Here is a 13,990-nt window from a genome sequence, read left to right as displayed (position 1 = left end):
ACATTGACGATTTATCGTCAATTCAGCAACTGAAACCCTGCCTTGCTTACCCTAGATTGCCTCCAGCACCACCATGCTGCAGCCCTTTTACCACAGGGCCCTAGTCACTTGACATGGTGTGCGCTGCAACATGAGTAGCAGCCAACACCACAAACAATGGAGGACGATATGAAGCTTGCGCTGGACCCGTACATGCACCGGCACCTCAGCCTGCCGGAGCTATGCCGCAAGACGGCGGAGCTGGGTTACCGCCACCTCGAACTTTCCCCGCGCGCCGACCTGCTGCAATGGTGGGCCATGCCACGGGCCAATGGAGAACGGCTGGCCGGTTTCAAGCAGGCCATGCGCCAACACGGCGTCAGCCTGGCCACGCTGCAACCGATGTACCGCTGGTCCAGCCCGTTTGAAGATGAACGTCAGGCGGCGATGAAATACTGGAAGCGCGCCATCGAGATTGCGGTAGAGCTGGAATGCGACACCCTAATTTCCGAGTTTGGCCGTGGCGCCTCACCAGAGCGCTCGGTGGGAGTGGGGGCTGGCATCAATACGCCAGAGCAATGCGAAGCTGCATTCTGGCGTTCCATGGAAGAACTGCTGCCGATTATCGAGCGTGAAGGTCTGCAACTGTCCATCGAGCCGCATCCGGAAGACTGGGTGGAAACCTTCCAGCCCGCACTGGACATTGTGCAGGTGATTGGCTCGCCCAATATCAAGCTGTCCTATATCGCGCCGCACACCTTCTATTACGGCGACGACATGGCCGCCATGCTGCGCGCCGCCGCGCCGGTGCTGGCCCATGTGCGCGTGGCCGACACCTTCAACCACAAGGCCTCATCCGGCCTGCGCTATATCGTTAACCCGCCGGGCTCCAATGTACGGGTGCATCAGCATCTGGACATCGGCCAGGGTGAAATCGACTGGGATGTGTTTTTTGCCACCCTGGCCGACATCGGTTTCGACGGTGTGCTGTCCTCCTGTGTGTTTGCCTGGGAGGAACGCGCCGATGAGTCGTCGCGCTTCATGCTGAGCAAGATGCAGCGCTATCTGGATCAGCACTACCGCCACTGGCAACCGAAGTAAGCCCCTATCCCCCACCGAAAGCCCGTCATGAACCACCCCATCCGTTTTGCCATCAACCGCATCAGCGCACCGCGCCTGTCCTTTCCCGACTATCTGGCCATGTGCCGCCGACTGGGTGTGACCGATATCGAAATCCGCAACGATCTGAATGGCGTGGAAATCAGCAATGGCACCCCGGCCACCCAGCTGCGCAATGCCGTGACAGAAGCCGGTATCACCATCCGCAGCATCAATGCGCTCTACCCGTTTGATGTGTTCGATGCCGACCTGCAACAGCGCGCGCTGCAACTGGCCGCCTATGCCCGCGACTGTGGTGCTCAGGCGCTGGTGATGTGTCCACTCAACAGCCGGGACGATGCCCGTAGCGCCAGCCAGCGCCAGCAGGATCTGACTCATGCCCTCAAACAGCTGAAGCCGATTCTGGACGACCACGGCATTACCGGCCTGGTGGAACCGCTGGGTTTCGAGGAATGCGCACTGCGCCGCAAGTCCGAAGCGGTCACCGCCATTTACGCCGCCGCTGGTGAGCGCCATTTCCGCCTGGTACACGACACCTTCCACCACCATTTGGCAGGCGAGGACATTTTCTTTCCGGAGCTGACCGGACTGGTGCATATCTCGGGGGTGGAATCCACCACCCTGGCCAGCACAGACATGCGCGACGGCCACCGCGTGCTGGTGGGCAGTGCCGACCGGCTGGGCAATATCCCGCAACTGAAAGAACTGCTGGCACGCGGCTATCAGGGTCTGGTGTCGTTTGAGCCCTTTGCCAACGACATCATGCAAGCGCCGGACAGCGAAACCCTGCTGCGTAACAGCATGGATTACATCCGCCAGCAACTCGCCAGCTAAACCCGCACATCACACAACAAGCAAGAGCAAGGAGACAAACATGAGTTTAGCCATTGGCGTCATCGGCACCGGAGCCATCGGGCAGGACCACATCCGCCGCATCAGCCAGACCCTGTCCGGCGCCCGCGTGGTAGCCGTTAACGACATCAACCCGCTGCAGGCCAAGGCCACGGTGGATCAATACCTGCTGGCCGCCACTGTGCACGACAGCGCCCTGGCGCTGATCCACGACCCGGCGGTGGAGGCCGTGCTGGTCACCTCCTGGGGCCCCAGCCATGAAGAATTCGTACTGGTGGCCATTGCCGCTGGCAAGCCGGTATTCTGCGAAAAGCCACTGGCGGTCAGCGCCGCAGGCTGCATGCGCATCGTCGAAGCCGAACGCGCCCATGGCAAACGGCTGGTACAAGTGGGCTTCATGCGTCCTTACGACGCCGGTTACCGCGCGCTCAAGCAAGTACTGCAGGAAGGCCGTATCGGTGCGCCGCTGATGCTGCACTGCGCTCACCGCAACCCATCCGTAGGAGAAAGCTACACCACGCCGATGGCCATTACCGACACGCTGATACACGAGCTGGACGTACTGCGCTGGCTGTTGGAGGAAGACTATGTGTCGGCCCAGGTGGTATTCCCGCGCAAAAGCAGCCACGCCCAGCCCCATCTGGCCGACCCGCAGATCGTGCTGCTGGAAACCCGCAGCGGCGTGCGCATCGACGTGGAAATCTTCGTCAACTGCCAGTACGGCTATGACATCCAATGTCAGATTGTCGGCGAAACCGGCATTGCCAGCCTGCCAGAGCCATCCAGCGTACCGCTGCGCAGCGCGGCCAACTATTCCACCGCCATCCTCACCGACTGGAAGCAACGCTTTATCGCCGCCTACGACGTGGAGCTGCAAGCCTTCATCGACGGTGTGCAGGCCGGAGTCCTCACCGGCCCCTCAGCCTGGGATGGCTATGCCGCCGCCGTGGCTGCAGATGCCTGCGTGCTGGCACAACAAAATGGCGCAGTGGTGGACATCAACATGCCGGACCGTCCTGATTTCTACTGATTTTCCCCGCGTTCTCAGCAGCACACTTCCTCGGACTTGCCACAGCGGCTTAGCAGCTGCTGTGGTTTTTTTCATTGCACACCACAGAAAACAAATTTTCCAAATAAATATTTTTCAGAAATTATTTTCCAACATATACTGCTCTGCAAGCACACCAACCTGCTGTACGGTTGGCCAACAACACGCATAAGGAGACAGCAATGACCGCAGTAGCCCTGTTCGGTGCCGGCCGTATCGGCAAGATTCACGCCGCCAATCTGGCCGCTCAGCCCGGCGCACGCCTGAAGTATGTCGTCGATACTCACCAGCCTTCGGCGCAGGAACTGGCCGCGCAGTACGGTGCCAGCGTCAGCGACATCGACAGTGCGCTGGCCGACCCGGAAGTGGGCGCAGTTGTCATTGCCTCCAGTACCGATACCCATGCCGACCTCATCCTGCGCGCAGCTGCACGTGGCAAGGCCATCTTCTGCGAGAAACCCGTTGACCTGACGCTGGAACGTGCGCGCCAGTGCGCCGCTGCGGTAAAAGAAGCCGGTGTGGCCTGCCTGATCGGTTTCCAGCGCCGTTACGACCCGACATTTGCTGCGGTAAAAGCCCGTATCGAGGCCGGAGAGATCGGCCAGCCGGAAGTGCTGGTGGTGACCAGCCGCGACCCGGGTGCGCCGCCGGTGGACTACATCAAGCGTTCCGGCGGCATTTTCAAGGACATGCTGATTCACGACTTCGACATTTGCCGCTGGATACTGGCCGACGAAGCCGTCAGTGTGCAGGCCGCCGCCAGCGTGCTTACCGACCCGGCCATTGGCGAGGCCGGTGACGCCGATACCACCGCCGTCACCATCCGCACCCGCTCCGGTCGCCTGTGCCAGATCAACACCAGCCGCCGCGCTGCCTATGGTTATGACCAGCGCTTTGAAGTGCTGGGCAGCCTGGGCATGTTGCAGGCAGGCAACCACCGCCCTACCGAAGTCACTGCCTATGGTAGCCAGCAGGTCAGCACCGATCTGCCGGAACACTTTTTCCTGGAACGCTACCGTGCCGCTTACGCACTGGAAATGGCCCATTTCTTTGACGTGGTGCAGCGCGGCGCTACCCCGCGCACCACGGTGGAAGATGGCGTCAAGGCGCTGGAACTGGCCGATGCCGCCACCCGTTCCTGGCAGGAAAACCGCCTGATCAGCCTGTAAACCGCCCCGCCCTCTATTACATGCCCGCCGCCAAAGCTGCCGGTGGGCAGGGAGAAGTCATGTCCGTACTGAATATCGGCATTGTCGGCCTGGGTAGGCTGGGCCGTCGTCATGCGCTCAATCTGCGTGATCGCATTCGTGGTGCCAAACTGGTGGCGGCCTGCTCCCCGCTGGATGATGAACTGGGCTGGGCGGCAGAACACCTGCCCGGCGTACACCGCCACCACACGCTGGATGCCATGCTGGCCGAGCCTGATGTACAAGCGGTGTTTTTGGTCACCCCCACTGCACTGCATGCCGAGCAGATCATCGCCTGCCTGCGCGCGGGCAAGCATGTGTTCTGCGAAAAGCCGCTGGCTTTGAATGTGGAGGATTGTCAGAAAGTGGAAGCCGTGGCCGCTGACTATCCACAGCTCAAGGCCATGGTGGGTTTTGTGCGCCGCTTTGATGCCAGCTACCAGGACGCAGCGGACAAGCTGCAGCAAGGTGCGGTGGGCCAGCCCTATCTGCTGCGTTCGCAAACCTGCGATCTTAACGATGAAAACGGCTTTTTTGTGAAGTTTGCCCCTACCAGCGGCGGCATTTTCATGGACTGCAGCATTCACGATATTGACCTGGCGCGCTGGCTATTGGGTTCGCCCAAGCCGGTGCGTGTCTGGGCCACCGGCACCAATGCCTTGCATCCGGCCCTGGCCGATTGCGGTGACGTGGACAATGGCGTGGCCATGCTGGAGTTTGCTGATGGCAAGCTGGCCTGCTTTTATGCCTCGCGCACCCAGGCGCATGGCCATGAAACCCTGACCGAAATCTTTGCCACCGCCGGTCGGCTGACGGTGGGTGCCAACCCGCGCGCCAACCGGGTGGACATCAGCGATGCCCACGGCGTGCGCAATGAATGTGTACAGGATTTCTACCAGCGCTTTGCCGAAGCCTTTGTCAGCGAAGCCCAGCATTTTGTCGATGCCGTGTTGCACGATCAGCCGCTGGCACTGAGTCTGGCCGATGCCACCGAGGCCACCCGCATTGGGCTTGCCATCACCCAGGCCTTGCGTAGCAAACAGGTGGTGGAACTGTAACGTACACTCCGCTGCCAATAAAAAGCCCTTGCCATATGGCAAGGGCTTTTTGCTTTCATCGGATAGTAAGTACGGAAGATAGCAAGTACCGGCCAACTCAGGGCTGCATGCTGCCCTGTTCCAGCAGGCGCTGATGCCAGGACAATGCCTCGCCCAGCAAATGCGGCGTGTGCTTGCCCTTGCTGTCGCGGCAGGCGCGGTCGAAGTAATCCTGCAACAGCGGGCGGTAGTCTGGGTGGGCGCAATTGGCAATCACGCTGCGCGCACGCTGCTTGGGCGACAGGCCGCGCAAGTCGGCCAGGCCCTGCTCGGTAACGACGATGCAGACATCGTGCTCGGTGTGGTCGACATGGCTGACCATGGGCACGATGCAGGAAATCGCGCCGTTCTTGGCGGTGCTGGGGGTGACAAAGCAGGACAGGAAGCCGTTACGGGCAAAGTCGCCGGAGCCGCCAATGCCGTTGATGATGGACGTGCCTGCCACATGAGTGGAGTTGACGTTGCCGTACAGGTCGGCCTCCACCATGCCGTTGATGCCGATACAGCCCAGGCGGCGTACCAGTTCGGCATGATTGGAGATTTCCTGCGGCCGCAGCACGATGCGTTCACGGTAGTGGTCGATATTGCGCGCGAACTCTTCTACCCCTTCCGGGCTGAGCGACAAGGCGGTGGCCGAGGCCATGCAGATGGTGTCGGTACGGATCAAATCCAGCATGCCGTCCTGAATCACTTCGGTAAACGCGGTCAGATTGGTAAAGCCGCCATCACGCAGGCCGCCCAGCACCGCATTGGCAATATTGCCCACGCCAGACTGCAAGGGCAGCAGGTTTTCCGGCAGACGGCCCATCTTGATTTCGTGCTTGAGAAATTCAACCAGATGGCCGGCAATGCGCTGGCTGGTTTCATCTGGCGCGCTAAAACGCCCCAGCCGATCCGGCGCATGGGTTTCCACCACCGCCACCACCTTGGCCGGGTCCACGCGCAAATACGGCTCGCCAATGCGATCGCCTGCCTGGGTCAACGGAATAGGCTGGCGATTGGGCGGCAGCGCGGTACCGTAATAGATGTCATGCATGCCATCCAGCCCCAAGGGCTGGGTGCTGTTGACTTCCAGAATCACCTTGTCGGCCAGGTCCAGCCAGGTTTTGTTATTGCCGATGGAGGTGGACGGAATCAGCCGACCATCCGGCAGAATACCGGCTACTTCCACCACCGCCAGGTCGATCTTGCCCAGAAAGCCAAACCAGGTGTACTGCGCCACCTGGCCCAGATGCACATCCATATAGTCGATTTCGCCATGGTTGATACGGGCGCGCAGCTCCGGGTCGGACTGATACGGCAGGCGGAAGTCGATACCGCCAGCCTTGGCCAAGGCACCATCCAGTTCCGGCGCGGTGGAAGCACCGGTCAGCACGCGCAGGGCAAATTTTTCGCCCCGGCCTTGGGCCGCTTCCATGCGGCTTGCCAGCGCCAACGGTACTGCCTTGGGGTAGCCCGAGCCGGTAAATCCGCTCATGCCCACGGTCATGCCCGGCTGGATGTGTGTTGCAGCCTGCTCGGCTGACATGATTTTCCCTGCCAGTCCGGCATGGTGAATGCGTTGTTCCACTTGTTGTTCCCTTGCAATGGCCGGCTTGCTTGCCGGTTGTTTTATTGAGCGTTGCGCCGGTCTTGCTCGGCCGGCTTGTCTGTAGTTGCCGACTTTGTATTTACGTTCACGTCAGCAGACCAAGCCTGCTACTAAAGCAGTTTCCGCCCTGCACCGGAAAACAAATCAGACAAAACATGATCCAGATCAAAACCTGTTTGACGCAGCGTGATATAGGGTAGCCCTTAGTTTTTCGCCTCATAAAAATGTCATTTGAATTTATTTGCCTGTAAAATTAAATTCATTGTCATATACGTCATCTCGCAGCCTTCCGCCAGCGCCAACTGCTACGGCAATGCCATCAGCAGCAATCCTTCCCTCTTGTTTTGTATCAAATTTGCATCAAGCAGCAATATTTTGCCGTCACAGCAGAAATTTCGACCACGGATGCTGGCTTTCATGATCAAACATTGTTAGCTTTTACTGGTTTTGGTAAACCAACCAAATACCATGTCAGCAACCCTACCATTCGATGATGCCAGCCCGGTCCCGGCTGACAAAGACAGTCGCAGCCGCTTGATTGAGGCGGCACTGGAAGTGCTGCTGCGTGACGGCATCATGGGATTCAGCCAAAGCAAGGTTGCCCGGCAGGCAGGCCTGCGGCAAAGCCATCTGACCTATTACTTTCCCACCCGCAACGATCTGTTAACCGTGGTGGTGGAACATGGCTGCCAGTTGGTCATCAATGCGCAGGGGTGTACCGGGCAGGCAGCGGAACTCAGTCTTGGCAACTTTCGCCTGCAGATGTGCAACAACGTCTGCGACAGCCGCATTGCCCGCCTGATGGTGGCGGTTACCGTGGCAGCAGAAACCGACCCGCGGCTCAAACAATGGATCAGCGATTTTGACCGCCGCATGCTGAACAACAAGAAAGAAGCATTCCTGCAGTACGGCATCACCTGCAGTACGGATGAACTGGCACTGTTTCACAGCACCATTGCCGGTATTGCGCTGCGCAATCTGAACAGCTGCACCCCGGAAGATCACGCCGAAGCGCGCCATCGCTTTTTACTCGCCTTTGACCGACTGATCCTTGCGTCACATCCGGTACAAAGATCAGAAGAATCTCAAGAATCAACTCGCCTATAAGGCAGGACAATGCCGAGACCCTTCATCCGGGCATGGCATGAAATGAAACAGGAGCATCATGATGCATCCCACGTACTCCCCCGGCCGGCAACCGCATCAGCGGGTTCTGACCGCGCAACGGGCCTTGCTGCCCCTGCTGCTGAGCCTTGGCCTGGCTGGCTGCACGCTGACACCGCCCACCCGTACACCGCAAATCGTCGATACGCAGGTTCACGGCTACGACAGCAAACAGGCCGAGCAGCACACCGTGGCCAGCGCCACCGGCATTGGCAATAGTGGCATTTCCCAACACTTGGCCTATGGGCAGCAATTACCCGCCGAATGGTGGCAGTTGTTCCGCTCGGATGCACTGGACAAGCTGGTACGCGAAGCCTTGCAGAACAATCCCACCCTGGGGGCAGCCCGTGCCGCCCTGAAGCAGGCAGAGGAAAACTACAATGCCGCATCCGGCTCGCTGCAATACCCATCGGTCAGCGGCCAGCTGGGGGCCAGCCGACAACACCAGCTGTTATCGGGCAGTACGCCGGACAGCTATAACGTGTTGAGCGCCGGCCTGAACGTGTCCTACACGCTGGACCTGTTTGGTGCCAACCGTCAGCAGCTACTGGGACTGATCGCCGCTACCGACTATCAGCGCTATCAGCTGGAAGCCACTTACCAGACCCTGATTTTCAATGTGGTCACCACGGCCATTCAGGAAGCATCGCAACGCGCCCAGTTGCAAGCGACCCAGGACATGCTGGCCGCCAGCGAGCAGCAGCTGCGCATCGTGGAACAGCAGGCCAAGCTGGGGGCAGTATCCCGCAGCAGCGTGCTGTCACAAGCCACGCTGGTGGCACAAACCCGTGCCCAGCTGTCGCCACTGGAAAAGGCACTGGATCTCACCCGGCATCAGCTGGCGGTCTATGTTGGCAAGTTGCCATCCGATGGCGGCCTGCCGGAATTCACCCTGGACAGCCTGCAACTGCCTGCCGAACTGCCGGTTTCCCTGCCCTCCGAACTGGTACGCCAGCGGCCGGACATCCGCGCCAGCGAGGCACTGTTGCAACAGGCCGGTGCCGCCGTGGGCGTGGCAACGGCCAACCAGTATCCGCAAATCAACCTCACCGGCAGCTTTACCCGCGAGCGACTGTTTTTGGGACCAGCCACCACCGGATTAAGCCTGTGGAGTCTGGGTGCCAGTGTCAGCCAGTCGCTGTTTGACGGCGGCTCTCTGCGCGCCAAGAAGCGTGGCGCAGAGGCGGCATTCGAACAAGCCCAGGCCCAGTACCGGGAAACCGTACTCAAGGGCTTCCAGAACGTGGCCGACAGCCTGCGGGCAGTCAGTGCCGATGCCAGCACGCTGCAGGCACAGACCGAAGCGGAAGCCCAGGCGCGTGAAACCCTGCAGCTGACGGAAAAGCGCTTCCGCCTGGGTGCGGTCAGCCAGTTGGCCCTGCTGGATGCCCAGCGCACCTGGCAGCAGGCTCGGATCAATCTGATCAGCGCCAGCGCCAGCCGCCATGCCGACTCCGCCGCACTATTCCTGGCACTGGGCGGTGGCTGGTGGAACCGCAACACCACGCCCGGCAACGCCGATCAGTCTGCCCAGGCCCGTCCCTGAGCACGGCCCGCTAACAACACGCAATCTAGAGATAAAAAGGAAGGCAATATGACCAAGCGAATGTTCATCATGCTGGGAGGCATAGTGTTGCTGGTGGTGGTATTGGGGCTGGGCTTTTTCATGCACATCCGCAGCCTGATGGCCGCCGCGCCCAAACCTGCCCCGCAGATAGTCAGCACCGTAACAGCCCGCATCAGCCAATGGCAGCCACAGCTCAAATCTGTTGGCACCCTCAGCGCCCAGCATGGGGTCGATATCAGCAGCGAAGTGGCAGGACAGGTACGCAGCGTGCATTTTCAGTCTGGCCAGGACGTGAAATCCGGTGATCTGCTGATCCAGTTGAATGCCGACTCCGACATCGCCCAGCTGCATGCACTGGAAGCGGCAGCAGAACTGGCCGCCATCACCCTGAAGCGCGATCAGGCTCAACTGGCGGTGCAAGGGGTATCCCAGGCCCAGGTGGACAACGACGCTGCCGACCTGAAAAGCAAGAAGGCACAAGTGGCTCAACAGGCTGCGCTGGTGGCCAAGAAAACCATCCGCGCTCCGTTTGCCGGACGAGTCGGCATCACCAGTGTCAATCCGGGCCAGTACCTGAATGCCGGCGACAAGATTGTCACCCTGCAGCAGATCGACCCCATCCATATCGACTTCAACTTGCCGCAAAGCCAGCTCTCTGCCATTCGTACCGGCCAGAAAGTGGTGGTCCAGACCGACGGCACTGCCAACACGCAGTTTGTCGGCAGCGTGAACGCCATCAACCCCAAGGTAGACACCAGCACCCGTAACGTGCAGGTGCAGGCCCTGATTGCCAATCCAGGCCGCAAACTGCTGCCCGGCATGTTTGCCAATGCCAGCCTGGACACCGGCAAGCAACAGCCCTACCTCACCCTGCCGCAGACTGCGATTACCTATAACGCTTACGGCTCTACCGTGTTTGTGGTGGTTCCGGCAGGCAAGGATGCATCGGCAGCCGCAGGCAGCCAGGTGGCCAAGCAAGTCTTTGTGCAGACCGGTGCCACCCGTGGCGACCAGGTGGCGATTCTCAGTGGCGTGAAAGAAGGTGATCAGGTTGTCAGCTCGGGTCAGGTCAAGCTGAAAAACGGAACCGCAGTTGCCATCAACAACAGCGTACAGCCGGCCAACAACCCCAATCCGACTCCGCAGGAACAGTAAAGGCCCGCCATGAACTTTACCGATATCTTCATCCGGCGGCCGGTGCTGGCTACCACCATCAGCCTGCTGCTGGTGGTGCTGGGCCTGCGCTCGCTGTTTGGCTTGCCGGTCAACCAGTACCCGCAAACCCAGAATGCCGTGGTCACCATTTCCACCACCTATTACGGGGCGGATGCCAAGACCATTGCCGGCTTCATCACCCAGCCACTGGAAGGTGCCATCGCCCAGGCACAGGGTATTGACTACATGTCATCTTCCAGCAATAGCGGGGTGTCCACCATTACGGCCAACCTGCGGCTGAACTACGATGCCAACCGGGCGCTGACCGAAATCAACACCCAGGTCAACTCGGTGAAAAACCAGCTGCCCGCCCAGGCGCAGCAGCCGGTGCTGACGGTGCAAACCGGCCAGACTACGGACGCCATGTATCTTGGCTTTTACAGCAAGACCCTGGCAAACAACTCGGTCACCGACTTCCTGAACCGGGTGGTCAAACCCAAGCTGGACGCCATTCCCGGCGTGCAGACTGCCGAATTGCTGGGTGCGCGCCAGTTTGCCCTGCGCGCCTGGCTGGATGCCGACAAGATGGCCGCCCACGGCGTTACCGCCACCGACGTCAGCAATGCGCTGGCGGCCAACAACGTACTGGCGGCCGTGGGCAAGAGCAAGGGGCAGATGGTTAGCATTCCGCTGACGGCAGCCACCGATTTACATAGTGTGGAAGAGTTCAAGAAACTGGCAGTCAAACAAAGCGGCGACGCCATTGTGCGACTGGAAGACATTGCCAATGTCACCCTGGGTTCGGAAAACTACGAATTCAACGTTGCCTTCAGTGGCGAGCGCTCGGTATTCATCGGTATCAAGGTAGCACCGGAGGCCAACATCCTGGATGTGGCCAAGGCCGTGCGCGAAACCTTCCCCGGCATCCAGAAACAGCTGCCGTCCGGCCTGACCGGGCAGATCGTCTACGACTCCACCGACTTCATCAACACCTCGATTCACGAAGTGGTGAAGACGCTGCTCGAAGCCCTGGTCATCGTCACCGTGGTGATTTTCCTGTTCCTGGGCAGCTTCCGCGCTGTGCTGGTACCGGTCATTGCCATGCCGCTGTCGCTGATTGGCACCTTCTTCATGATGCTGGTGCTGGGTTATTCCATCAATCTGCTTACCCTGCTGGCGCTGGTACTGGCCATCGGCCTGGTAGTGGACGACGCCATCATTGTGGTGGAAAACGTCGACCGCCACATGAAGGAAGGCAAGACGCCTTTTGAGGCGTCCATCATCGCGGCACGCGAGCTGGGCAGCCCCATCCTGGCCATGACCGTGGTGCTGGTGGCGGTGTACGTGCCCATCGGTTTTCAGGGCGGGTTAACTGGCGCGCTGTTCACCGAGTTTGCCTTTACCCTGGCCTCTGCCGTTACGGTGTCCGGCGTGGTGGCGCTTACCCTGTCGCCCATGATGTGCTCGCGCTTTTTCCGTCCGGAACAGGATGAAGGCCGACTGGTAAAAGCCATCGACCACACCTTTGACAGAGTGCAAAACGGCTACCGTCGCCTGCTGCACAGCCTGCTGGAAACCTGGCCGGTACTGGTGGTAATGGCCGTCATCATGCTGGCGCTGCTGGGCGTGATGACCAAGATGTCGCAGTCCGAACTGGCGCCGGAAGAAGACCAGGGCATCGTGCTGGGGCAGATCGTCGGTTCGCCCACCGCCACCGCCGACCAGATGCAAACCTATGCCCAGCAGATGTTTGCCATCAGCAAGGCCACACCGGAATACGCGCAGATGTTCCAGATTACCGGCACGCCTACCGTCAATGCCGGTATTGGCGGCATTCTGCTCAAACCGTGGGAAGAGCGGACCCGCAGTGCCAAGCAAATCCAGCAGGATCTGCAAGAGCGCTGGAACAAGATTGCCGGTGCACGGGTTGCGGCCTTCCAGTTTCCACCGCTGCCAGGCTCATCCGGTTTGCCGGTGCAGTTTGTCATCAAGACCACCGAGCCGTTTGAAAACCTGAATGAAGTGGCCCAGCAGCTGCTGGACAAGGCACGCAGCGCCGGTAAGTTCTACTTTGCCGACGTGGACCTGAAAATCGACGCACCGCAAACCACCGTGGTGATCGACCGGGACAAAGCCACCGCCATGGGCATGACCCAACAGGACGTGGCCAATGCCATGAGTGCGGCGATGGGGGGCGGTTATGTCAACTACTTCTCGATTGATGGCCGCTCCTACAAGGTCATCCCGCAATTGCTGCAAAAGGACAGACAAAACCCCGAGCAGCTGCTGGATTACCAGGTACGCACGCCGAATTCCGGTGTGATTGCCCTGTCCACCATCGCCAAACTGAAAACCGAAGTGGTGCCGGAATCGATTACCCGCTTCCAGCAACAAAACTCGGCCACCCTGTCCGGCGTGTCCGGCCAGGCCCAGGGCGAGGTGCTGCAGTACCTGGAAGACACCCTGAAGGAAATTGCACCCAGCGGTTACACCGTGGATTACGCCGGCCCTTCACGTCAGTTCAGCCAGGAGTCCGGTGGCTTTGGGCTGACCATGCTGTTTGCCGTCATCATCGTGTTCCTGACGCTGGCCGCGCTGTTTGAAAGCTTCCGCGACCCGGTGGTGATTCTGGTATCGGTGCCGCTGGCGTTGTTTGGGGCGATGATCTTCATCTTCCTTGGCTTCTCCTCCATCAATATCTATACCGAGGTGGGACTGGTAACCCTGATGGGGCTGATCAGCAAACACGGCATCCTGATTGTGGAAGTGGCCAACGACCTGCGCAACAAAGGTGCCAGCAAGCTGGATGCCATCGTGGGTGCGGCTGAAATCCGGCTGCGCCCCATCCTGATGACCACCGCTGCCATGGTGTTTGGTGTGATTCCGCTGGTGATTGCCTCTGGTGCCGGTGCCGCCGGTCGTCACGCCATGGGCCTGGTAATTTTCACCGGTCTGTCCATCGGTACGCTGTTTACCCTGTTCGTGGTGCCTGCCATGTATATGGCGCTGGCGTCAGAACACCGCAGCCAAGAGAAAACGGCAGCGTCTACGCCGGATAGCGCCTGATAGCCTATCGCTGCAGACAGAAAGCCCGCCATGTGCGGGCTTTTTTTATACCGATATCAGGAAAAGTGATGCTTTATTGACCTAGGCAAAATGAATGTCCGGAACCATGCACTATTATCCAGACATCAGCAGCTGCAGAACCGGCCATGCTGCACATGGCCTCAA

The 13,990-nt window shown here is 59.8% G+C and carries 10 protein-coding genes; 9 read left to right on the top strand and 1 reads right to left on the bottom strand.

Going from position 1 to position 13,990, the window contains the following annotated elements:
• Window positions 1-168 precede the first annotated feature (168 nt).
• The 5 genes from ACODR9_RS20420 (at window position 169) to ACODR9_RS20400 (ending at window position 5,243) form a co-directional block, all read left to right on the top strand.
• Entirely contained in the window at window positions 169-1,080 is a 912-nt protein-coding gene (locus ACODR9_RS20420) for a sugar phosphate isomerase/epimerase family protein (protein WP_488811797.1), read from the top strand.
• 27 nt (window positions 1,081-1,107) lie between these two features.
• The gene (locus ACODR9_RS20415) at window positions 1,108-1,932 is read left to right on the top strand and encodes a TIM barrel protein (RefSeq protein WP_488811795.1); all 825 of its coding nucleotides are present in this window, start codon (window positions 1,108-1,110) and stop codon (window positions 1,930-1,932) included.
• Window positions 1,933-1,972: 40 nt separating this feature from the next.
• A complete protein-coding gene (gene iolG / locus ACODR9_RS20410; protein ID WP_488811793.1) occupies window positions 1,973-2,980 on the top strand; it encodes a bifunctional inositol 2-dehydrogenase/D-chiro-inositol 1-dehydrogenase in 1,008 nt (335 codons plus the stop codon).
• A 200-nt stretch (window positions 2,981-3,180) separates the two neighbouring features.
• Window positions 3,181-4,167, top strand: coding sequence for an inositol 2-dehydrogenase (gene iolG, locus ACODR9_RS20405; RefSeq protein ID WP_488811791.1), 987 nt, complete (start codon window positions 3,181-3,183; stop codon window positions 4,165-4,167).
• A gap of 59 nt (window positions 4,168-4,226) precedes the next feature.
• Window positions 4,227-5,243 (top strand): Gfo/Idh/MocA family oxidoreductase, encoded by a 1,017-nt coding sequence (locus tag ACODR9_RS20400; RefSeq protein ID WP_488811789.1) that lies wholly within the window; start codon window positions 4,227-4,229, stop codon window positions 5,241-5,243.
• A gap of 97 nt (window positions 5,244-5,340) precedes the next feature.
• Here ACODR9_RS20400 and scpC read toward each other — a convergent pair whose 3' ends face one another.
• Entirely contained in the window at window positions 5,341-6,852 is a 1,512-nt protein-coding gene (gene scpC, locus ACODR9_RS20395) for a succinyl-CoA:acetate CoA-transferase ScpC (RefSeq protein WP_488811787.1), read from the bottom strand.
• 489 nt (window positions 6,853-7,341) lie between these two features.
• Here scpC and ACODR9_RS20390 point away from each other — a divergent pair, with 489 nt between their 5' ends.
• Genes ACODR9_RS20390 through ACODR9_RS20375 form a run of 4 tightly spaced genes read left to right on the top strand, consistent with a single transcriptional unit; the run spans window position 7,342 to window position 13,825 of the window.
• Window positions 7,342-7,980, top strand: a complete 639-nt coding sequence (locus ACODR9_RS20390) for a TetR/AcrR family transcriptional regulator (protein ID WP_488811785.1) — start codon at window positions 7,342-7,344, stop codon at window positions 7,978-7,980.
• Between the two features lie 58 nt (window positions 7,981-8,038).
• On the top strand, window positions 8,039-9,583 hold the full coding sequence (locus ACODR9_RS20385; RefSeq protein ID WP_488811783.1) for an efflux transporter outer membrane subunit: 1,545 nt from the start codon (window positions 8,039-8,041) through the stop codon (window positions 9,581-9,583).
• A 48-nt stretch (window positions 9,584-9,631) separates the two neighbouring features.
• Window positions 9,632-10,759: an efflux RND transporter periplasmic adaptor subunit gene (locus ACODR9_RS20380; protein WP_488811781.1), complete on the top strand. Its 1,128-nt coding sequence runs from the start codon at window positions 9,632-9,634 to the stop codon at window positions 10,757-10,759.
• Window positions 10,760-10,768: 9 nt separating this feature from the next.
• Window positions 10,769-13,825 carry an efflux RND transporter permease subunit gene (locus ACODR9_RS20375; RefSeq protein ID WP_488811779.1) on the top strand — a complete coding sequence of 1,019 codons (3,057 nt, stop codon included), beginning with the start codon at window positions 10,769-10,771 and terminating at the stop codon, window positions 13,823-13,825.
• Window positions 13,826-13,990: the final 165 nt, after the last annotated feature.

The organism is Aquitalea sp. FG25 (assembly GCF_057809375.1).
Note: the sequence above shows the minus strand (reverse complement) of the source record. Positions and strands in the feature narration are given on the sequence as shown.

Excerpts from the sequence above, each read along its gene's own strand:
- iolG (WP_488811791.1), top strand. The coding sequence starts at position 3,181 with ATGACCGCAGTAGCCCTGTTCGGTGCCGGCCGTATCGGCAAGATTCAC.
- ACODR9_RS20385 (WP_488811783.1), top strand. The coding sequence starts at position 8,039 with ATGATGCATCCCACGTACTCCCCCGGCCGGCAACCGCATCAGCGGGTT.
- ACODR9_RS20420 (WP_488811797.1), top strand. The coding sequence starts at position 169 with ATGAAGCTTGCGCTGGACCCGTACATGCACCGGCACCTCAGCCTGCCG.
- ACODR9_RS20400 (WP_488811789.1), top strand. The coding sequence starts at position 4,227 with ATGTCCGTACTGAATATCGGCATTGTCGGCCTGGGTAGGCTGGGCCGT.
- ACODR9_RS20390 (WP_488811785.1), top strand. The coding sequence starts at position 7,342 with ATGTCAGCAACCCTACCATTCGATGATGCCAGCCCGGTCCCGGCTGAC.
- ACODR9_RS20380 (WP_488811781.1), top strand. The coding sequence starts at position 9,632 with ATGACCAAGCGAATGTTCATCATGCTGGGAGGCATAGTGTTGCTGGTG.
- ACODR9_RS20415 (WP_488811795.1), top strand. The coding sequence starts at position 1,108 with ATGAACCACCCCATCCGTTTTGCCATCAACCGCATCAGCGCACCGCGC.
- ACODR9_RS20375 (WP_488811779.1), top strand. The coding sequence starts at position 10,769 with ATGAACTTTACCGATATCTTCATCCGGCGGCCGGTGCTGGCTACCACC.
- iolG (WP_488811793.1), top strand. The coding sequence starts at position 1,973 with ATGAGTTTAGCCATTGGCGTCATCGGCACCGGAGCCATCGGGCAGGAC.